The 20,880-nt window shown below is 66.8% G+C and carries 11 protein-coding genes; 7 read left to right on the forward strand and 4 right to left on the reverse strand.

Annotated elements, in window-relative coordinates; all coding sequences use genetic code 11:
* Positions 1-177: 177 nt before the first annotated feature.
* The 5 genes from TabM4_RS06835 (at position 178) to TabM4_RS06855 (ending at position 13,468) form a co-directional block, all read left to right on the forward strand.
* Complete coding sequence (locus tag TabM4_RS06835; RefSeq protein ID WP_434620287.1) at positions 178-7,482, forward strand: peroxidase family protein; 7,305 nt, start codon at positions 178-180, stop codon at positions 7,480-7,482.
* Between the two features lie 184 nt (positions 7,483-7,666).
* The gene (locus TabM4_RS06840) at positions 7,667-9,448 is read left to right on the forward strand and encodes a type I secretion system permease/ATPase (protein ID WP_434620290.1); all 1,782 of its coding nucleotides are present in this window, start codon (positions 7,667-7,669) and stop codon (positions 9,446-9,448) included.
* A 12-nt stretch (positions 9,449-9,460) separates the two neighbouring features.
* Positions 9,461-10,432: a hypothetical protein gene (locus TabM4_RS06845; RefSeq protein WP_434620293.1), complete on the forward strand. Its 972-nt coding sequence runs from the start codon at positions 9,461-9,463 to the stop codon at positions 10,430-10,432.
* A gap of 59 nt (positions 10,433-10,491) precedes the next feature.
* Entirely contained in the window at positions 10,492-11,805 is a 1,314-nt protein-coding gene (locus TabM4_RS06850) for an HlyD family type I secretion periplasmic adaptor subunit (RefSeq protein WP_434620296.1), read from the forward strand.
* A 76-nt stretch (positions 11,806-11,881) separates the two neighbouring features.
* Positions 11,882-13,468 carry a sensor histidine kinase gene (locus TabM4_RS06855; RefSeq protein ID WP_434620299.1) on the forward strand — a complete coding sequence of 529 codons (1,587 nt, stop codon included), beginning with the start codon at positions 11,882-11,884 and terminating at the stop codon, positions 13,466-13,468.
* A 99-nt stretch (positions 13,469-13,567) separates the two neighbouring features.
* Here the strand turns inward: TabM4_RS06855 and TabM4_RS06860 are convergent, their stop codons facing one another.
* Positions 13,568-14,215, reverse strand: coding sequence for a response regulator (locus TabM4_RS06860; RefSeq protein ID WP_434620301.1), 648 nt, complete (start codon positions 14,213-14,215; stop codon positions 13,568-13,570).
* A 443-nt stretch (positions 14,216-14,658) separates the two neighbouring features.
* Positions 14,659-15,282 carry a TetR/AcrR family transcriptional regulator gene (locus TabM4_RS06865; RefSeq protein ID WP_434620304.1) on the reverse strand — a complete coding sequence of 208 codons (624 nt, stop codon included), beginning with the start codon at positions 15,280-15,282 and terminating at the stop codon, positions 14,659-14,661.
* 115 nt (positions 15,283-15,397) lie between these two features.
* Here TabM4_RS06865 and hpbA point away from each other — a divergent pair, with 115 nt between their 5' ends.
* Positions 15,398-17,434 (forward strand): N-methyl-L-proline N-demethylase HpbA, encoded by a 2,037-nt coding sequence (gene hpbA / locus TabM4_RS06870; RefSeq protein WP_434620307.1) that lies wholly within the window; start codon positions 15,398-15,400, stop codon positions 17,432-17,434.
* A 45-nt stretch (positions 17,435-17,479) separates the two neighbouring features.
* Here the strand turns inward: hpbA and TabM4_RS06875 are convergent, their stop codons facing one another.
* On the reverse strand, positions 17,480-18,541 hold the full coding sequence (locus TabM4_RS06875; RefSeq protein WP_434620310.1) for a 2Fe-2S iron-sulfur cluster-binding protein: 1,062 nt from the start codon (positions 18,539-18,541) through the stop codon (positions 17,480-17,482).
* Positions 18,542-18,546: 5 nt separating this feature from the next.
* Positions 18,547-19,782, reverse strand: coding sequence for an aromatic ring-hydroxylating oxygenase subunit alpha (locus TabM4_RS06880; protein WP_434620313.1), 1,236 nt, complete (start codon positions 19,780-19,782; stop codon positions 18,547-18,549).
* Between the two features lie 155 nt (positions 19,783-19,937).
* Here TabM4_RS06880 and TabM4_RS06885 point away from each other — a divergent pair, with 155 nt between their 5' ends.
* Positions 19,938-20,864, forward strand: coding sequence for a LysR substrate-binding domain-containing protein (locus TabM4_RS06885; protein ID WP_434620316.1), 927 nt, complete (start codon positions 19,938-19,940; stop codon positions 20,862-20,864).
* Positions 20,865-20,880 lie beyond the last annotated feature (16 nt).

The raw sequence follows: 20,880 nt of genomic DNA on the forward strand, positions 1-20,880 counted from the left end.
GGGCGCTGAGTCGGGCTGCGTCTTCAGACCTTGGTCCGACATTTCATCGGACCATTTCCACGACAAGGCCGGACCCACGGCCTTTGTCGGGGGCCGTGCTTCCCCGGATGCTGGACCCATAATCGGCGGCAGGTGCGCCCTGCCGGACCGTCATGTTTCAGCACAGGGACAACTGCCATGGTCACGCTCAACCTGAACGACCTCGCCCATATTCTGGACCAGATCCGCATTGCAGAAGAACATAACCGCCTGATCGAGGGCGGGATGGATGCGCGCGCGGCGCTTGAGTCGCTGCTTGCCAGCCCCTTGGTGCCCGATGGGCTGCGGACGGTGACCGGCGCGTTGAACAACTATCAGGTCGGGCTGACGCAGAGCGGCGCGTCGGACAATCTGATGAACCGGCTGCTGGACCCGGTCTGGATCGCGGCGCAGGCCAACCCGCGTACGGGTGCGCCGACGACTTATGCGCAGGCGTCCGGGTCGGTCTATGACGCGCGGCCGCGGACGATCTCGAATCTCGTGGCGGATCAGACGCTGGGGAACATCGCGGCCATCTCGGCGGCGCTGTCCATCGCCGGGGTGACGGGGGCGGAGAACATCGCGCTGTCGCAGCAGATCCATGCCGCCTATCGCGCGGCGCAGGAAAGCACGGGCGATCTGACGGGGCTGCCGTCGCGGGCCGTGCTGGAGGCGGCGCTGGCGGCAGAGCAGGCGGAACTGACGACGGCCAATGCGGCGGTGACGACCGCCGGGGCGGCGCTGGTTGCGGCCAATGGGCAGGTGACAGCGGCGCAGACCGCGCTTGCCACGGCAGAGGCGGCATTGGCCGCCCTTTCATCGGATGTGGTCGCGGCAGAGGCAGCACTTGCCGCGGCGACCGCGGCGCTTTCGCTGGCCCAGCAGGCCGATGCGGATGCGACCGCCGCGGCGGCCAGCGCGGCAGCAGCGCTGGCCGTCGCAGAGGGGGATCTGGCGGCGGCGGAGACCGCGCTGGGCGGCGCACAGTCCGCCCGTGACGCGGCGGCCTCGCTGGCTGCCACGACCGAAGCGGCCCGGATCGAGGCGCAGGCCGAATTCGATGCGGCCTATGCGGCGGAGCGGGCGGCGAATGTGCAGTTGCTGATCGAACTGGGGGACGGCGATTCCTCGGACAATCAGGCGGCGCTGGATGCCTATAACGCGGCCTTCGCAGTGCTGACGGCGGCGACGGCGGCGCTGGATGCGGCGAATGCGGCCGATACTTCGGCCGATGCGGCGCTGGTCGCGGCGGAGGCGGCGCTGGTCGCGGCGCAGGCCACGCGCAATACGGCGCTGGTCGCGCGCGACGCGGCGGCGGCGGCGGATGCAACGGCCTCGGCCAATGCCGACAGCGCGGCGGCCACCCTTGCGGAGGCCGAAACCGATGTCACCGATGCGCAGGCCGCACTGGATGCGGCCAATGCCGCCGTGGCGGGCGATCTGGGGGCTGCCGAGCAGGCGGTGGCCGATGCCGAAGCCGCGCGCGACCTTGCGCTGGAGGCGCAGGCCGATGCGCAGGCGGCGCTGACCGCCGCGCAGGCGGAGGCCGCGGCGGAGGCCGCCGATGTGGCCGCCGCGCAGGCCGCGCTGCTGCCCTATGATCAGGCCGCGCTGGCAGATGCGGCGGTGCAGCGGCTGCTGACCGATAACGGGATCGAGATGGACGGCGTGAACGTCTTCCTCGGGAACGTGGCGGCCGATCTGGGCGATACCGCGCCCTACAACAGCTTCTTCACCATCTTCGGGCAGTTCTTCGACCACGGTCTGGACCTGACGCAGAAGGGGGGGAACGGGTCGGTCTACATTCCGTTGCAGCCGGATGATCCGCTTTACGTGCCGGGCAGCCCGACGAATTTCATGGTGCTGACACGGGCGACGAACCAGGCGGGGCCGGATGGCGTGCTGGGCACCGCCGATGACATCCGCGAGAATGCGAACGAGACGACGCCGTGGATCGACCTGAACCAGGTCTATACCTCGAACCCGTCGCATCAGGTCTTCCTGCGGGAATATGCGATGCATGAGGGGCGCCCCGTCGCCACGGGCCGCATGCTGGAAAGCGCGACGGGCGGGCCGCCGACATGGGCCGACATCAAGGCGCAGGCGCGCACGATGCTGGGCATCGAGCTTTCCGATCTGAACGTGCATTCCGTGCCTGCGGTGCTGACCGATCTTTACGGCCGTTTCGTTGCCGATGAGGCGACCGGGATGCCGCGCTTCGTTCTGGCCGGGGGCGGCACGGTGACGGGCAGCGTGAGTGCGCCGGTGGATGCGCTGACGCTGGCCTCGGCGGGGCGGGCCTTCCTGAACGACATCGCCCATGACGCGACGCCGGGTGCGGTGGACCTGAACCCGACCGATGGCGTGACGACGCTGGAACTGAAGACGGCCGATACCGACACGCTGACCGCGAACCGGCAGGAGGTGAACGAATTCGGCATCGCCTCGACCTATGACAACGAATTGCTGGACCGGCATTTCATCGTGGGCGATGGGCGCGGGAACGAGAACATCGCCCTGACCGCCGTGCATACGATCTTCCACGGCGAGCATAACCGCCAGATCGAGGCGGTGATGGAGACGCTGATCACCTCGGGCGATCTGGCGATGCTGAACGAATTCCTGCTGGAGCCGGTCACGGCGATGCCCGCCTCGGTGGATGATGTGGTGTGGAACGGCGAGCGGCTGTTCCAGACGGCCCGCTTCTCGACCGAGATGGTCTATCAGCATCTGGTCTTCGAGGAATTCGTGCGCGCCGTCGCGCCGCAGATCGACCCCTTCGTCTTCTCGCATTCGGTGGAAATCCCGGTGGGGATCAGCCAGGAATTCGCGCAGGTCGTCTATCGTTTCGGCCATTCCATGCTGAACGAGACGGTGGACATGCTGGGTCTGCTGGATGCCTCGGGCGCGCTGGGCGAGACGGGGGTGCCGGGGCTGACGACGGTGGAGCTGTTCGACGCCTTCCTGAACCCGGTGATGTTCGATGCGCAGGGGGGCGATGCCCATGCGGCGGCGGGTGCCATCCTGCGCGGGATGACGCGCCAGCATGGCAACGAGATCGACGAATTCCTGACCGACGCGCTGCGCAACAACCTTGTGGGGCTGCCGCTTGACCTTGCCGCGCTGAACATGGCGCGGGCGCGGGATGTGGGCATCCCGTCGCTGAACGAGGCGCGGCGGCAGTTCTTCGAGCAGACGCAGAACAGCTATGTCCGGCCCTATGAAAGCTGGACCGACTTTGCGGCGAACATCAAGCATCCGCTGTCGATCATCAATTTCGTCGCGGCCTATGGCACGCATCCCACGATCCTTGCCGAGACCACGATCGAGGGCAAGCGCGACGCGGCGACGGCGCTTGTGCTTGGCGGGGCGGGGGCGCCGGCGGACCGGCTGGCCTTCCTGAACGCGACGGGGGCATGGGCGGGCGGTTCGCTGGGCGGTCTGAACAATGTCGATTTCTGGATCGGCGGTCTGGCCGAGGCGAAGATGGCCTTCGGCGGGATGCTGGGATCGACCTTCACCTTCGTCTTCGAGGCGCAGATGGAGATGCTGCAGAACGGCGACCGGTTCTATTACCTGAGCCGGACGCAGGGCATGAACCTGCTGACGCAACTGGAAGGCGACAGCTTCGCCGACCTGATCCAGCGGAACACGGATGGCGAGGAACTGGGCCTGAACATCAACGGGTCGGCCTTCCAGACGGCGGCCTGGGTGCTGGAGATCGACCAGTCGCGGCAGTGGAACGCAGGAATCGGCAGCGCCGATCCGACGCGGGATGCGGATGTGCTGACCTCGATGCTGGGCAGCACGAGCCTTGTGGAGCGGGGGGCCAACTACATCCGTTATCTGGGCGGCGAGCATGTCGTCCTTGGCGGCACGGCGGGCGATGACACGATCATCGGCGGTGACGGCGATGACGGGCTGTGGGGCCATGGCGGCAATGACGACATCGAAGGCGGCTATGGGGTGGACCACATCCATGGCGGCGCGGGCAATGACGTCATCACCGACCGCGGCACCGACATCGGCGACATGGATGTGATCAAGGGCGAAGGCGGGGATGACGTCATCAATGGCGGCATGGGCCTTGACCTGATCTTCGGCGGCGACGGGCGCGATGTGCTGGCGGGCGGCGACGAGGCGAAGGACATCTTCGGCGGGATGGGCGACGACTTCATCCGCGCGCCGTCGGGTGGCGGCGTCCTGATGGGGAACGAGGGCAACGACTGGATGGAAGGCCGGGGGAACATGGTGACCCTGACCGGCGACAATTCGGAACTGTTCTTCAACAGCCGCATCATCGGCCATGACGTGATGATCGCGGGCGAGAACGACACCGATTTCGACGCGGAATCCGGCGATGACATCATGATCCAGGGCATCGGGATCAACCGCAACAACGGGATGGCCGGGTTCGACTGGGTGTCCTACAAGAACAACAACTATCCCGTCGAGGCCGACATGAACGTCGGCATCTTCCAGAACCAGCAGGCCAATATCCTGCGTGACCGCTTCGATCTTGTCGAAGGCCTGTCAGGCTGGAATGGCAATGACCGGTTGACGGGGCGCGAGGTGACGACCGGGTCCTATGACGAATTCGGCAACGCGGCGCAGGTTTCGCCCAATTCGCCGATCCAGTCCTATTCCAACGCGCTTCTGGAGCAGAACATCGACAGGATCGCCGGTCTGCGGGACCTCGTCTCGCATCTGGCGACCTTCGATGTCGTGCAGCCCGTGACCGGCGAGCGGCTGGTGGCGCGGATGGATACATCGGGCGGGGCCGACATCCTGCTGGGTGGCGCGGGCAGCGACACGATCCGCGGGATGGCGGGAGACGACATCATCGACGGCGACCGCTGGCTGAACGTGCGGCTGGCCGTGACGGTGCCGGGGATGCCTGCGGGCACGGCGGACAGCCTTGCCGGGCAGGTGCGCGATGCCGCGACCGGGGCGCTGATGTTCGGCGGGATGACGCTGGAACAGGCGCTGTTCGCGCGGGTGGTGACGCCCGCCCAGCTTTCGGTGGTGCGCGAGATCGTGAGCGGTGGTCAGGCCGGCGATGTGGATGTGGCGCAGTACTGGGACGTGCGGGAGAACTATACGATCACGCGCAACGCGGATGGCAGCTATACCGTGACGCATGACGAGGCGAGCGAGAGCCTGATCGACCCGGTGACGGGTATTGACCGCGCCATCGATCCGGGCACGGGCCGCGGGCTGTCGCTGGAAGGGACGGACCGGCTGCGCAACATCGAGGCGCTGCGTTTCGCCGATCAGGAGGTCTTCCTCGTGAACCGCCCGGCGACGGGGGCACCGGTGATCAGCGACACGTCTCCGACCGAGGGACAGGCGATCACCGCAGACATCGCGGGCATCGCTGATCCGAACGGAATCACCGCGGGCAGCTTTGCCTATCAGTGGCAACGCTCGGCGGATGGTGGCGCCACATGGGTGAACATCACCGGCGCGACGGCACCAAGCTTTACCCCGGCGCAGGCGCAGGTGGGGCAGGTGTTGCGGGTGCAGGTGCAGTTCACCGATGCGCTGGGAACGGTGGAGACCGTCGCCTCGGCTGCCACCACGGTGGTGGGCGATCTGCAGGACGGAAACCTGCTTGGCAACACGTTGAACGGCACGGCAGGGGACGATATCCTGAACGGGCAGGGCGGCGCGGATGTGCTGAACGGGCAGGCGGGCAATGACACGCTGACCGGCGGCACGGGCAATGACGTGCTCAACGGTGGCGCGGGCGATGATGTGCTGACCGGCGGCACAGGCAATGACACGGTGACTGGTGGCGCAGGGGACGACGTGGTCGTCTGGGGTGTCGCGGACCCGTTCCTGTTCTTCCCCGCCGTCTCCGACGGGCGCGACATCGTGAATGGCGGGGCCAATGGTGCGGGTGGCGACACTTTCGTCGTCAACGGCAACAACCAGGCCGAGACCTACCGCATCTATGCGCGGTCGAATTTCGCGACGCTGAACCCGACCGTTGCTTTGGCCGCAGCGACCGAGATCGTCATCACCCGCAACGGCACGAACGGTGCCAGCGTGATCGCGGAACTGGCGGGGATCGAGGAGATCATCGTCAATACCGGGCCCGGCACGGATACCGTCATCCCGATCGGCAGCTTTGCGGGCACCAGCCTGCGGGTGAACACGATCCGGGTGAACGGGTCGGAGGGCGATGACACGGTCGATCTTTCGGAACTGGCGTCGGAGCATCGGATCGTGTTCCGCACCGGGGGCGGCAACGACATGGTGGTGGGCAACCTGCGCCCGCAGGACGTGATCGAGGTGCCTGCGGGCAACGATCCCGCCAGCTATACCGCGACCGACAATGGCAATGGCACGGTGACCATGTCCAATGGCAGCCATTCCGTCACCTTCACGGGAACCATGGAATCGCTGCCGACGCTGGCCGAGGCCAGCGCGGAAGATGAGCATGGCAGCGGCCCGACCGATGGTGGCGGCGACACGCCGCCCGTCGATGTGGACGGCCCGGATGAGGGCGGCGCCGAAGACGGTGATGGGTCGGAGGAGGAAGCCGATGGCGAAGGAGATGCCGACGGCGACGAGACCGAAGCCGAGGATGACGAAGCCGAGGATGACGAGGCCGAAGGGAACGACTGCGACGACGACCATGCCCCCGGCACGGGCGGCGGCACGGTGCCTGCGGCTCCGGCGGCGGAAGGCAAGGTGGTGATGCCCGGATCGGGCAATGCCACGGTCCTTGGCGGTGCGGGGGCGGATGTCCTGGTCGGCGGTGCGACAGCCGATGCCCTTATGGGCAAGGCGGGGGACGACATCCTGCTGGGCCATGAGGGCGATGATGTCCTGACCGGAGGAGAGGGCGCTGACGTCCTCGCCGGTGGTCTGGGCCGCGATGTGCTCATGGGTGAGGACGGGGAGGACGTCTTCACCTTCGAAACCGACGACGGCGCCGACATGATCTTCGGCGGCGAGGGCAGCGACACGATCGACCTGTCAGCGATCCTTGGCGGTGCGACCATCGACCTTGGCGCGGCGACGGCGATCGGGACGGTGCGCATCGGCACGGCGACCGACAGCCTCGTCGGGATCGAGAACGTCATCGGCAGCCAAGGCGCGGATGTCATCAAGGCCTCGCTGGCGGTGAACGTGATGACGGGGGGCGACGGGGCGGATGTCTTCGTCTTCACCTCGGCGGGCGCGGCGGATGGCGATGTCATCACCGACTTCCAGCCGGGTGACCGGATCGACCTGTCGGGCATCGACGCGCGGGTGGGGCTGACGGGCAATCAGTCCTTCACGCTGGCCGAGCAGGGCACCACGGCGGCGGGCAACCTCGTGATCCGCGAGGTGGCCACGGCGGATGGGGTGGACACGATCATCGAAGGCTTCACCGACGGGGACGATCAGGCCGATTTCAGCCTGACGCTGCGCGGGGCGCATAACCTCGACGGGTCGTCCTTCAACCTGTGACGCGAAACGGACCCCGGCCAAGGATGCCTTGGCCGGGGTCTTCCTCCCGGTTCCCCGTCAGACCTCGTTGGACCTTGGTCCTATGGTTTGCGGGACCCTGTTCCGTGACGGGCAGGGGGCGCGGCGGGTAGCCTTGTCCTCGAACCGGATGACCGGACGGAACGCATAGCTGGCAGAGGCGATCATGGCACAGCAGACATCATCCCCCGATCCCCTGGCCCTGCGGAAGGCGCGCGAGCTTTTGAATGCCGATCTGCGGCGGTTCGGCTGGGCGCTCTTCGCGATTTCCGGCATCATCAGCGTGCTGGCGCTGACCGGGTCCTTCTACATGCTGCAGGTCTATGACCGGGCGCTGACCTCCGGCTCGGTCCAGACGCTGGTGTTCCTGTCGGTCCTCGCGCTGGCGCTTTATCTGGTGCAGGGCGGGTTCGACACGATCCGCAGTCAGGTTCTGGTGCGGATCGGGGCGCGGCTGGACCGCCGCCTTGCGCCCCTGTCGCATCGCGTTGCCATCGACATGCCACGCTATGGCTTTTCCCCCGCCGAGGCGCTGGAACGCAGCCGGAGCGTGGACACGCTGCGCAACTTCCTTGGGTCGCAGGCGCCGGGTGCAATCTTCGATCTGCCCTTCGTGCCGATCTTCCTGATCTTCGTCTATTTCCTGCATCCGATCCTTGGCGCGGTGACGCTGGGCGGGCTGGTCGTGCTGGCGCTGCTGACGGTGCTGGCCGAGGTGAAGTCGCGCGACCTTGCAAAAGCGGCGCAGCGGGCGCTGGTGCTGCGCAACACCATTTCGGAGAGCAACACGCGCAATTCCGAGGTGCTGATCGCGATGGGGGTCACGGGCCGCGCGGTGGAACGCTTTGCCGAGGCCAATCACGAACATCTGGCGCTGAACACCAAGGCATCCGACATCACCGGGACGATGGCCGCGATGTCGCGGGTGCTGCGGATGCTGCTGCAATCGGGGCTGCTGGGCCTTGGGGCCTATCTGACGATCAAGGGCGAGCTGTCGGCGGGGGCCATCATCGCGGTCTCGGTCGCCTCGGGGCGGGCGCTGGCACCCATCGACCAGATCATCGCCAACTGGAAGGGCATCGCGCAGGCGCGGCAGGCCTGGGGCCAGTTGCGCGACACGCTGGTGGCCTTGGCGGCAGAGCGCAAGCCCGTCTCGCTGCCCGCGCCGCGCCAGTCGCTGCGGGTGGAGAATCTGACTGTCGCCTCGCCCGCCAATGGCCGCGTGCTGCTGTCGGAAGTCTCGTTCGAATTGCAGGCGGGGCAGGCGCTGGCCATCATCGGGCCGTCGGGCGGGGGCAAGTCAACGCTGATCCGGGCGCTGGCCGGGGTCTGGCCGGTGCTGCGCGGAACCGTGCGCTATGACGACGTGGACCTTGCGCAATGGGACCCGGCGCGGCTGGGCGAAATCATCGGCTATCTGCCGCAGGAGGTGGCGCTGCTGGCCGGGACGGTGCGCGACAATATCAGCCGCTTCGATCCCAACCGCGACAGCGACGGCATCTTCAAGGCGGCGACTGCGGCGAATGTCCACAAGATGATCAGCCAGCTTCCCGATGGCTACGACACCGAGGTGGGCGCGCTGGGCACGGCGCTTTCGGCGGGGCAGCGGCAGCGGATCGGGCTTGCCCGCGCGCTGTATCAGGACCCGTTCGTTGTGCTGCTGGATGAACCCAATGCCTCGCTGGATGCCGCCGGGGAACGGGCGCTGAACGATACGATCAAGGCGATCCGGGCACGTGGCGGCATCGCGGTGGTGGTGGCGCATCGGCCCAGCGTTCTGGCGGCGGTGGACATGGTGGCGGCGATCCATGCCGGGCGTCTGGCGGCCTTTGGCACCAAGGAAGAGGTGCTGGGCAATCGTGACGGCAAGGTAGCCGCGCCGGTGACGGTGGCGGGCGGCGATCAGGTTTCGCTGGAGGACATGGCCCCCGTGCAGGCGGCGGGCTGAGGGGAGGCGGCGATGGAAATCCAGACCAGACATCGGAAATCCGCAGAGGCGAACCGTCCCAAGGGGCGCGCCCTGCTGGCACTGGCGGAACGGCGCGAGGCCCCGGTGGCGGCGCTCTTGGCCGCGCTGATGGTGGGGATGGCGGCATGGGTCAAATCGGCTTTCGGCAGCGCGGCGACGCCGCCCGAGGCGGCACCCGCCGAGATGCCGGAGGCTGACGATCAGGGGATCGTGACCACGGTCCTGCGGGATGCGGCGGCGCCTGCCCCGGTCGAAGCCGCCACGGCGATGGAGGAGGCGGCGGCGCCCGTGGCCGAAGAGGCCGAGGCGGTGCAGGACCTTGGCCGGATCGGGCGTGGCCCCGGCATGCTGGACCTGTCGCGCTTTTTCGAGATGGAGGAGCCGACGCTGGACCTGCCTCCGCAGGCGGGTGGCGGTGTGGGGGGCGATGCACCGGCGGTGCAGGTTTCCGGCATGGGACCCATGGGCGGAATGACGCGCGCTGGCGGGGCGGCGGGCGGCGGGTCTGCCGGGTCGTCGGGTCCGGTGGCCGAGGGTGGCGGGACGGGCGGCGCCTCCGGTGAGGGTGGCGCGGGAACCCCGGCCCCCGGCGCGGAGTTCGCGGGCATCGGCTTCGAGGCGCTGTTTGCGCAACTGGCCGAGGTGGCGCGACCCTTCCACGCCGCGACCGTGCGCGACATCGGCCAGCTTGCCATCGGCGACTGGATCAGCGCGCATGAATTGCAGCGCCTGCGCGGGCCTGACAACCGTCCCGACCCGGAAGCGGCCTTCATGGCGCGCGAGGATCGCACATATCAGCTCTTGTCGAATGACGAGACGCGGGAGGCGTTTCTGGACCGGCATTTCCCCTCGCAGGCATCGGACCGGGGCGAGGCCATGGCGGCGGCCCGGCTGGACGACACGGATACGGACGGGGCGGGCAGCGGGCCGCAGGCGAGCCATGCGACGGACGGATTGATCTGAAGACTGCGTGACGGGATGCCGCGCGCGGCGTGGCCCCGAAGTGATCTGGAGTGAGATACATGACGATGACCAGCCCATTCGAGCCGAACCGCGCCGGCGACCGCGCGCTCTTCTCGCTGCGCGGGCGGTTTCTTGCGGCGGCGGCGCTTTCGGCGCTGCTGTTCGGGGGGATCGGGTTCTGGGCGGCGACGGCGCGGCTTGACTCGGTCGTGATCGGGTCGGGGTCGGTGCTGGTGCGGTCGGACGTGCAGAGCGTGCAGCATCTGGAGGGTGGCACTCTGGCCGCGATCCTTGTCGCACGGGGTGAACGCGTGGAGGCGGGGCAGCCCGTGCTGCGGCTGGACACGTTCGAGATCGACGCCCGCATCGCGATGCTGGAGTCGCAACTGATGGAGGCCGAGGCGCGGGCGGCGCGGCTGGCGGCGGAACGGGACGGCACGGAGATGGCCGATCCTGCCGGGGCGGGTGACGCGGCGTTCCGGCGCATCGTGGAAGGCGAGCGGCGTCTGATGGAGGAGGCGCGGCTGGCGCGCGAGGCGCAGTTGCAGGCGCTGGCGCTGCAGGCCGAGCAACTGCAATTCGACAGCGAGGGCATGACCATGCGCCGTGCCGCGCTGGTGGAGGAACTGGCGCTGGTGGAGGCGCAGCATGGGCGGTTCGAGACGCTGCTGAAGGGCGGGGCGGTGGAGAAGACGCGGCTGGACGAGATCCTGCGCGACATGACGCGTATGCGCGGCGAGATGGGGCAGATCGATGCCAACCTGTCGCGCAACGAGACGCGGCAGACCGAGATCGCGCTGGAGCGTGACCGCCTGCTGGCCAAGGCGCAGGCGGATGCGCATCGCGAATTGCGCACGCTGGAGCCGCAGATCACCGATCTGCGCCAGCAGCTTGCCACCAGCCGCGAGAAGCGCGGGCGGATGGAATTGCGCGCGCCCGTCGCGGGTGTGGTGAACGAGGTGAACGTGGCCACGCTGGGCGAGGTGATCGCGCCGGGCAAGACGCTGGTGAGCATCGTGCCCTCGGCGGAGGACATGGTGATAGAATTCCGCATCGCCACGACAGATATCGACGCGATCGAACCGGGGCAGGCGGCGCGTCTGCGCTTTTCGGCCTTCAACATGCGGGTGACGCCGGAAATCGACGCGGTGGTGGAAACCATCGCCGCCGCCGCCGTCACCGATCCGGCCACGGGCATGGCCTATTACACGGCGCGCGCGCGCCCCGTGGGCGACATGTCCGCGCTGGGCGAGCGGGGGCTGGTGCCGGGGATGCCGGTCGAGGTCTTCGTGCCGACCGCGGAACGGGTGGCGATTTCCTACATCGTGCAACCGGTGATGGACCAGATGCAGCGCGCGATGCGCGAAGAATAGCAGGCCCGCGGCCAAGGCATGCGGCAGGGTCTTTTCCGGAGGGCGGGTTCATGTTCATAATAATGAAAATTCTGCCATGAAGCGCGGATATGGGGCCGGCACCACTGGGCCGGGACTGGGAGGGATCGATGATCGTTCGGCTGGCCTGTGCCGTGCTGTCCGGCTGCTGCGGGGCATCGCCGAGATGACGCAGATCGGGCGCTTTTTCCGCACCATCGGGCTGACCGGGCAATTCCTGCTGCTGGCGGCGGTGCTGTTCGCGGTGTTGGCCTTCGCCACCGGGCGATTGCAGAACCACATCATCGCCGGCCGCATGATCGAGGGATCGCTGGAAATCGAGCAGGCGCTTGCGCGCGGGGTCCTTCTGTCGGTGCTGGGGGAGGAGCCGATCCGGGGCTACATGCCCGTTGCGATGCAGCATCGTGTGCATGAGGCGGTGACGACGCAGATCGACCCGGACTATATCGATCAGGTCAAGATCTGGGCGCTGGACGGGGCGCTGGTCTACAATTCGCGCGGGCCGATCGACCCCGACGGCGTGCTGGAAGCCGCAGCCATCCGCGCCGTGCATGGCGAGACGGTGATCGAGCGGGCCGATGACTCGACGCCGGAAAACCTGTGGGACGGCAATTTGGGTTCGGTCGTCTATGAGGTCTACATCCCGCTGGTGAACCGCGAGGGGCAGGTCATCGCCGTGGGCGAGATCTATTGCAGCGTGGAACTTCTGATGGCGCGCATCTCGCGGATGCTGGAAGACACCGATGCGGTGCGGCTTGCCTCGCTGGCCATCTGGATCGTGGGGCTGGCGGTGCTGGTGGCCTTTGCCCAGAGGCGGATCAGCGCGCAGGAGGTGGCGATTTCCGAAAGCCTGCGCCGGTCAGATGCGCTGGCCGAGGCGAACCGGCAACTGTTCCGGGAATCCGAGGAGTTGCGCAGGCAGGCCGCGCAGATTTCCGAGGCGGTGCTGAACCGGATCGGGGCCGATCTGCATGACGGGCCGATCCAGTTGCTGAGCATCGCCGCCCTCTATCGCAGCCAGTTGATCCATGCCGAGGCCGATCAACCCCTTGCCCGCAAGGCGAGCGAGTTGCTGGATGCCGCCCTTGCCGAGCTGCGCCAGATTTCCACCGGCCTCGTGATGCCCGCGCTGGAGGAACTTGATCTGGAAGAGACGCTGCAGCTTGCGGTGCAGAACTTCCGCACCGAATGCGGGACGGAGGTGGCGGTGGACATCCCGCCGATCAACCTCGATCCGGATGACGAGTTGCGCGTGGCGGTCTATCGCATCGTGAGCGAGGCGTTGCACAATGCCCGCAACCATGCCGAGGGGAAGGGCGTTGCGGTCACGGCCAGCGATGCCGATGGGCTGGTGCGGATCGTCGTGTCCGACAAGGGACCGGGCACCTGCACGGCCTCGAAGATGGGCGAGGAGCCGGGGCGGTCGGTGGGGCATGTGTCGCTCGGACTTGCGGGCATGCGCAACCGGGCGCGCAGCGTGGGGGCCGACCTGACGATCAATTCGCGCCCCGGACGCGGCACCGAGGTCGTCCTGCTGCTGGACAAGAGGCAGATGCGGGATCAGCAGATGAAGCGCGCGTTTGGGCTTGCGGTCGAGGGGCAAGGCAGGGCCGCGGGTCAGGCGGGGCTAGGCGTCGAGGCGTGATGGCGGCGAGGCCCTTGGGGGCCCCTGTGGACCCCGTGCTTCGGCAATGCGAAAGGGGCGCGGTGGTGGAACCGCGCCCCTTTCGCATCAGCAACCCGTTCAGTGGCGCAGCGGCGTGCCGTTCAGGCGCTGCACTTCCAGCACCACCTCGACGCGGTTGCGCGCGTTGAACTTCTGCATGATCTGCGTCATGTAATGCTTCACCGTCTTGTCGGACAGGTTCAGCTTGTTGGCGATTTCCTTGTTCGACGCCCCGTTCAGCAATTCGCGGACCACCTGATCCTCGCGCGAATTCAGCGCGACCGAGGCGCGTTCCGCCTTGCGCTGCTCGGCCATCCGCATCTCGCGGATCACCTTGGTGGCCATGGAGGAGGAGACGTATTCCTTCCCCGCCGCCACCTCTTCCAGCGCGTAGAACAGGTCGCCGCCCGAGCTTCCCTTCAGCACATAGCCCGTCGCCCCGGCAGCAAGAAGCTGCATGCAGGTCTCGACGCTTGCGCTGGCGGTGAAGACGAGGACGCGCACCGAGGGGCGTTCCGCGCGGATCTGGCGGATCGCCTCGATCATGTTTCCCGGCAGGTTCAGGTCGGCCACGAGGATGTCGCAGTCATGGTCCCGGACAAGGCGGAGGGCAGCATCCGCCGTGGTTCCCGTGGCCACGATGTTGTAGTTCTTCTGTGACCTCAGAATGTCCACCAGACCGGCGAGCACGATCGGATGGTCGTCGATCAGAACGAGATTCAGCATGGATCTCCCAATTGGCAGCATCTGACCGGCAGGGCCGGCCTCCCCCCTAGTTCCCCCGTTGTTAATCTACCCTAACTGTTGGGGTCGTCTAAACGAAAGTTTGGGAAAAACCGTCTTTCGGCCATAAAAAGGCCCCAATTTCGGGTGCTTCCGGAAACGGACATGCCGTTGATTCAGCGACTGTTTCCGGGGCTGTCACGGATTGCGGCAAAATGCCAGCGCGGCCTGCGTCGCGGGAGTGGTCCTGCGGTGCGCGCGTCGCGGTCTTTCGCGCGAAATGGGAGCGCGATGCGGGGTGCACAACCGTGGATTATCATTTCCGCAAAAATGATTCGCCCGGCATCGGCTTTGCCGGGGCGGGGCGTCCAGTGACAATGTCGCGGTTCCGGGTGCTGTGGCGGATTGCTGCCGGTGCGGCGGCGCAGGGCGTGGCCGGCTATCCGTCAGCGGGCGAAGCGCGCCCGGAAGCGGGCGAGTTCGTTCGGCATCGGCGGGCGGCCCGTATAGATTTCCACATAGTTCGGGATGCGGGTCAGGCGGGTTTCCAGCGTCTCTTCGGCCTGCATGGAGATATAGCCGATCTGGACGAGGTAGATGGTGCGCGCGCGCACATCCGCATCCAGCGCGCTGTGACCCCAGCGTCCCAGCATGGCGGTGAGTGCCTGCAGGCGGCGGGTATCTGCATCGGCGATGCGGGCAAGGATCGCCGCATCCTTCAGCCCCCAGCCGCGCATAGCGAATTCCATCCGGGCATCGAAAGTCTCGGCCCGCAGGAAACAGCCGATAACGTTGAGCATCGCCTCGGTTTCCGTTTCGGCATAGTCGGTGGTGGCGGCGACGAGGGGGGTAGTGGTGCGGGCCTCCCACATCTCGGCCAGGGCCTGAAGCAGCGCCTCGCGGTCCTTGAAGAACCAGTAGAAGCTGGTGCGCGACAGTTTCAGACGTTCGGCCAGCGGCATGATCTTCACCGCGTCCACGCCTTCGGTGGCCAGCGCGGCATAGGCGGCCTCCAGCCAGCCCTCGCGCGATCCGCGCCATCCGGTTTCGGTCTTTTCCGCCTGATCCATGTGCCCGACCCTAGGGGCAAGGGGGGCGGCGCGCAAGGAAATGTTCTTGGGTGGCGATTAACTTGACACAAGTGAACATTATGCGCCACAGTCGCGGAAACGACAGGAGGCCCCGATGTCCAACGATCCGCTGCTGCAGCCCTACAAGTTGAAGCACCTGACCCTGCGCAACCGCATCATGATCACAAGCCACGAACCGGCATACCCCGAGGACGGGATGCCCAAGGGGCGCTATCGGGCCTATCACGTGGAGCGTGCCAAGGCGGGCGTGGCGCTGACGATGACGGCGGGCTCCGCCTCTGTCGCGCGGGACAGCCCGCCGGTGTTCAACAACATCCTTGCCTGGAAGGATGAGGTCGTCGGCTGGATGAAGCAGATGGTGGACGAATGCCACGACCACGGCGCGGCGGTGATGATCCAGTTGACCCACCTTGGCCGCCGGACGCGCTGGGACAAGGGCGACTGGTTGCCCGTGGTGTCGCCCAGCCATGAGCGCGAGCCGTCGCACCGGGCGTTTCCGAAGAAGATGGAAGACTGGGACATCGCGCGGATCATCGAGGATTACGCCGATGCGGCGGAGCGGATGAAGGCCGCAGGCGTGGACGGGGTGGAGCTTGAAGCCTATGGCCACCTGATCGACCAGTTCTGGTCGCCCCTGACCAACACGCTGGACGCGCCCTATGGCGGTGATCTGGACAACCGCCTGCGCTTTGGTTTCGACGTCCTGCGGGCGATCCGCGCCCGGGTGGGGGACGATTTCATCCTTGGCCTGCGTTACACCGGCGACGAGATGGTGGAAGGCGGTTTCACCAAGGCCGAAGGGATGGAGCTTTCGCACCGGCTGAAGAACAGCGGGCTGGTGGATTACCTGAACGTGATCCGCGGCCATATCGAAACCGATGCCGCGCTGACGGATGTGATCCCCGTGCAGGGGATGAAGAACGCCCCCCACCTCGATTTCGCGGGCGAAATCCGCGCGGCGACGGGCTTCCCCACTTTCCACGCGGCCAAAATCCCGGACGTGGCCACCGCGCGCCATGCCATCGCTTCGGGCAAGCTGGACATGGTCGGCATGACCCGCGCGCATATGGCCGACCCCCATATCGTGCGCAAGATCATCGAAAAGCGCGAAGACGACATCCGCCCCTGCGTTGGCGCGAACTATTGCCTTGACCGCATCTATCAGGGCGGGCTGGCCTTCTGCCTGCACAACCCCGCCACGGGGCGCGAGGAGACGATGCCCCACCTGATCCCCGCAGCCGCCGCGAAACGGCGCATCACCATCGTCGGCGCAGGGCCTGCGGGGGTGGAGGCGGCGCGTGTTGCCGCAGAGCGCGGGCATGAGGTGACGGTTTTTGAGGCCGCCGACCAGCCGGGCGGCCAGATCCGCCTGACCGCGCAGGACGAGCGGCGGCGCGAGATGACCTCCATCATCGCGTGGCGCATGGCGCAATGCGAGAAGAAGGGGGTGAAGTTCCATTTCAACACCTTTGCCGATGCCGATGCCGTTCTGGCGACCGACCCCGACGAGGTGATCATCGCGACCGGCGGCCTGCCGCATGTCGAGGTGCTGAAGGCCGGGAACGACCTTGTCCATTCTGCATGGGATATCCTGTCGGGCGATGTGAAGCCCGGCTCGAACGTCCTGATCTTCGATGATGCGGGGGATCATGCGGCCTTGCAGGCGGCGGACCTGATTTCCGCGACCGGTGCGGCGGTAGAGATCGTGACGCCCGACCGCAGTTTCTCGCCCGAAGTCATGGCGATGAACCTCGTTCCCTATATGCGCAACCTGCAGAAGCGGAACACGACCTTTACCGTGACATGGCGGCTGATGTCCGTGGCGCGCGAGGGGAACCAGTTGCGGGCGGTGCTGGGCAGCGATTACGGCGATGTCACGCGGGAACGTCTGGTCGATCAGGTGATCGTCAATCAGGGCACGCGGCCGCTGGACGATCTCTATTTCGACCTGAAGCCCCAGTCGCGGAACCTTGGCGAGGTGGATTACGAGGCGCTGTCCACGGGCGGGGCGCAGGGGATTCTCCGCAATCCCGGTGGACGCTTCCGCGTCTTCCGCATCGGCGATGCGGTGGCGGCGCGGAACACCCATGCGGCGATCTATGACGCGCTGCGGCTGGTGAAGGATCTTTAGGGCAGGGTGCCGCCCCTTGCGGGGCGGCATCTCCGCAACCGCCTGTCAAAGGGCGATGCCGACGCTTCCCTGCGGGCGCGCGCAGCAGGCGAGGATCAGGCCCGCGGCGATTTCGTCATCCGAGATGCCGCCATTGTGGACCATGACCACCTCTCCACCGGTCTTTTGCACTTTGCAGGTGCCACAGAGGCCGAAGTTGCAGCTTGAGGGGATGTTGAGCCCCGCGCGCTTTGCCACGGCGAGGACGGTTTCGGTGCCGTCGCAGGCCACCGTCTTGCCCGATCCTTCAAAGACGATCTCCGACGCGGCGGCGGGGGCGGCGGTTTCGACGGGGATTTCCTCCAGCACAGGGGCGGCGAAGCTTTCCTCGTGGTAGCGGGCCATGTCATAGCCGAGGGAGGCCAGCATTTCCCGCACCGAGCGCATGAAGGGTTCGGGACCGCAGCAGAACACCTCGCGGTCGAGGTAGTCGGGGGCCATGAGGCCGAGCATGATCTGCGATAGGCGGCCACGGAAGCCGGACCAGACCTCGAACGGATCGACCTCTTCGACGGTGAAGCGCAGTTGCAGGCCGGGGACGCGGGCGGCGAATTGTTCGAGGCGGCGCTTGAAGATGATATCGGCGGGTTTGCGGGCGGCGTGGACGAAGGCGATGTCGGGCATCTCGCCGGAATCCCATGCCCACATCGTCATCGACATCATGGGGGTGATGCCCGATCCTGCCGAGATGAAGAGGTATTTCTTCGCCGGATGGCGCAGGAAGGTGAACTGACCAGCAGGCCCGTGCGCCTTGATCCGCATGCCGGGTTTGAGGTGGTCGAGCATCCAGCGCGTGCCGATCGACCCCGGCTGCGCCTTGACCGTGATCGAAATGGACAGCGGGCGCGAGGGAGAGGACGAGATCGTATAGGTCCGCGACAGCGGCCCGCCCGGGACGGGCAGGTCCAGCGTCAGGAACTGGCCCGGCTGGTAGTCGAACCAAGCGCCCGAAGGCGCGCGGAAGGCGATGGTCGCGGTATCCGCGGTTTCGGGGATGACCATTGCGACCTCCAGCTCCTCACGGTCGTCCCACGGGGCGGCGGTCCAGTTCTGGCGCGGCTTGCCCATGTGACTTACTCCGCCGCCAGCGCCTGCCCCTGCGGGGCGAGGCTGCGGGTCATGCTGCGCACATACCAGTCGACGAACTGGATCACGCCGCTTTCCTGTTTCACCGAATAGGGACCGGGTTCATAGGCGGGCGAGTTGATGCCGAACTGGTTTTCCTCGACCACGCGGCGGTCTTCGTCATTGGTGGCCTCCCACACCTCGGTCAGGCGGGTGAGGTCGTAGTCGCGGCCTTCGACGGCGTCCTTGTGGACGAGCCATGTGGTGGTGACTTCGGTTTCGGTCGGGCTGATGGGCAGGACGCGGAAGTTCAGCACATGGTCGGAGAGGAAGTGGTTCCATGTGTTCGGGTAGTGGAAGAACAGCAGCGATCCGGCATTTGCGAAGGGCATGCCGGGGATCAGCGGCGCGGCGGCCTTGCCATCCATCGTGTAGCTGACGGCATCGCCGACGAAGGGGATACGGACCAGCCGCCACTGTTCGTTGGCGTCGATGATGTAGCGCGACGGAAGGCCCGCCTCTTCGCAGCGGTTCACATGGGCGGCACCAGCGGGGGAGGAGAGGCTGTCATCGGCCCCCACGAGGTCGGGATCGTCGTTGAAGGTGCGGCAGAGCGACGGGTGCGAGCCGGCGCAGTGATAGCATTCGCGGTTGTTTTCCAGCACCAGCTTCCAGTTGCCGTTTTCCACGATGCGCGACTGGAAGGCGACCTTCAGGTCGTCCATGCGATGCGGCGCGGCATAGCGGTCGGCTGCGGCCTTCACGGCGGCGAAGTCGGGGGCTTCTTCCGCAAGGCAGACGAAGATCATTCCCGCCGCCTGCGCGCAATGCAGCCGCTTCAGCCCGTGTTTTGAGGCATCGAAGTCCGGCCCCATGTCGCGCGCCCAGAGCAGGCGGCCATCGGTTTCATAGGTCCACTGGTGGTAGGGGCAGACGAGCTTGACGGTGCTGCCGGTTGCCTTGGGGCAGAGGCGCTGGCCACGGTGGCGGCAGACATTGTGGAAGGCGCGGATCTCGCCATCCGCCCCGCGCACGATCACGACGGGATATTTGCCCAGTTGCAGTGTGACATAGGTCCCCGCCTTGGCCAGTTCCGCGACCGAGGCGGCGAAGATCCATTCGCGGTGCCAGATCAGGTCCAGATCGGCCTCGAACAGGGCGGGGTCGGTGTAGAAGGGGCGCGCCAGCGACATGCCCGAACGTTGCGCGGAAAGGAGGGAGAGGAGGTCGCCTTGGGCGGTCATTGTCGTTGGTCCCTGCATGCTGCCTGTGCCCCGCCTGCGCGGGGGATCGGCGTGAAGCTGCCTGCGGGACTGCTTTGCTTCAACGGCATTAATTCTCGACAAAACCATTAGTGGTGCTAATTCATCGGCGGTGAAATCATCGAAAGCGACCGAAGATGATCCCCCTCCGCCGCAGCCTGCCGACGCTCAATCTGCTGTCCACCTTCGAAAGCGCGGCGCGGCTGGGCAGTTTCACGCTGGCGGCTGCGGAACTTGGGGTGACGCAGGCGGCGGTCAGCCAGCAAATCAAGGCGCTGGAACAGGAATTGAACAAGCCGCTGTTCGTGCGGGCGCATCGGCGGGTGGTGCTGACGCCTGCGGGCGTGGCGCTGGCACAGGCGGTGGGCGGTGCCTTCTTCCGCATGTCCGAAATGATCGAGACCCTGCGCCAGCCCGAAGTGCCCGATACCGTGGCGATCGGCGTGACATTGGCCTTCAACCAGTTCTGGCTTATGCCAAGACTGCCCGATTTCCGGGCACGTTTTCCGCACGTCCGCCTTCGATTGGTCGCGGATGATACGCCGATGGACCTGCGGCAGGCGCGGCTGGACGTGGCAATCCGCTATGGCAAGCCACCCTTCGAGGATGCAGTCAGCCATGCCGAAAAGGCCGAACGCGCCTTTCCGGTGGCAAGCCCCCTTCTGCTGGACCGGCTGGGGATCAGGGCGGAAGAGGCCGATCTGCCCCATCTGCCGCTGATTGCCTCGGACATAGTGAACCCCGCTTGGATGCCGTGGCGGCAATGGGCCAAGGCGCTGCGCCTCGGGCCGGCGCTGGGTCGGGCGTCGGACATGAGCAGGCTGCGGTTCAACCACTATTCCGACACGGTTCAGGCCGCGCTGAACGGCGAGGGGGTGACGATGGGCTGGGATGTGCTGCTGGAGGATATCCTGCGCGAGGGGCGCCTTGTGCGGTTGGGGCAGGACAGCGTGGTCCCGGAGGAGCGCTATAACCTGATCACGCCGCTGGGGCGGGAACCGTCGCCCGCGACACGGGTCTTCCTCGACTGGATCGTCGAAAGACTGTCGATCGCGGCGGCATGACGGGGCGCAAGGGCCC

Source organism: Tabrizicola sp. M-4 (assembly GCF_051132405.1).
Taxonomy (GTDB): Bacteria; Pseudomonadota; Alphaproteobacteria; order Rhodobacterales; family Rhodobacteraceae; genus Paragemmobacter.

What these genes read in the sequence shown, in the direction of transcription:
- TabM4_RS06840 (WP_434620290.1), top strand. Translation starts at nt 7,667, where the DNA reads ATGGCACAGCAGACATCATCCCCCGATCCCCTGGCCCTGCGGAAGGCG.
- TabM4_RS06885 (WP_434620316.1), top strand. Translation starts at nt 19,938, where the DNA reads ATGATCCCCCTCCGCCGCAGCCTGCCGACGCTCAATCTGCTGTCCACC.
- TabM4_RS06865 (WP_434620304.1), bottom strand. Translation starts at nt 15,282, where the DNA reads ATGGATCAGGCGGAAAAGACCGAAACCGGATGGCGCGGATCGCGCGAG.
- TabM4_RS06880 (WP_434620313.1), bottom strand. Translation starts at nt 19,782, where the DNA reads ATGACCGCCCAAGGCGACCTCCTCTCCCTCCTTTCCGCGCAACGTTCG.
- hpbA (WP_434620307.1), top strand. Translation starts at nt 15,398, where the DNA reads ATGTCCAACGATCCGCTGCTGCAGCCCTACAAGTTGAAGCACCTGACC.
- TabM4_RS06855 (WP_434620299.1), top strand. Translation starts at nt 11,882, where the DNA reads ATGAAGCGCGGATATGGGGCCGGCACCACTGGGCCGGGACTGGGAGGG.
- TabM4_RS06875 (WP_434620310.1), bottom strand. Translation starts at nt 18,541, where the DNA reads ATGGGCAAGCCGCGCCAGAACTGGACCGCCGCCCCGTGGGACGACCGT.
- TabM4_RS06850 (WP_434620296.1), top strand. Translation starts at nt 10,492, where the DNA reads ATGACGATGACCAGCCCATTCGAGCCGAACCGCGCCGGCGACCGCGCG.
- TabM4_RS06860 (WP_434620301.1), bottom strand. Translation starts at nt 14,215, where the DNA reads ATGCTGAATCTCGTTCTGATCGACGACCATCCGATCGTGCTCGCCGGT.
- TabM4_RS06835 (WP_434620287.1), top strand. Translation starts at nt 178, where the DNA reads ATGGTCACGCTCAACCTGAACGACCTCGCCCATATTCTGGACCAGATC.
- TabM4_RS06845 (WP_434620293.1), top strand. Translation starts at nt 9,461, where the DNA reads ATGGAAATCCAGACCAGACATCGGAAATCCGCAGAGGCGAACCGTCCC.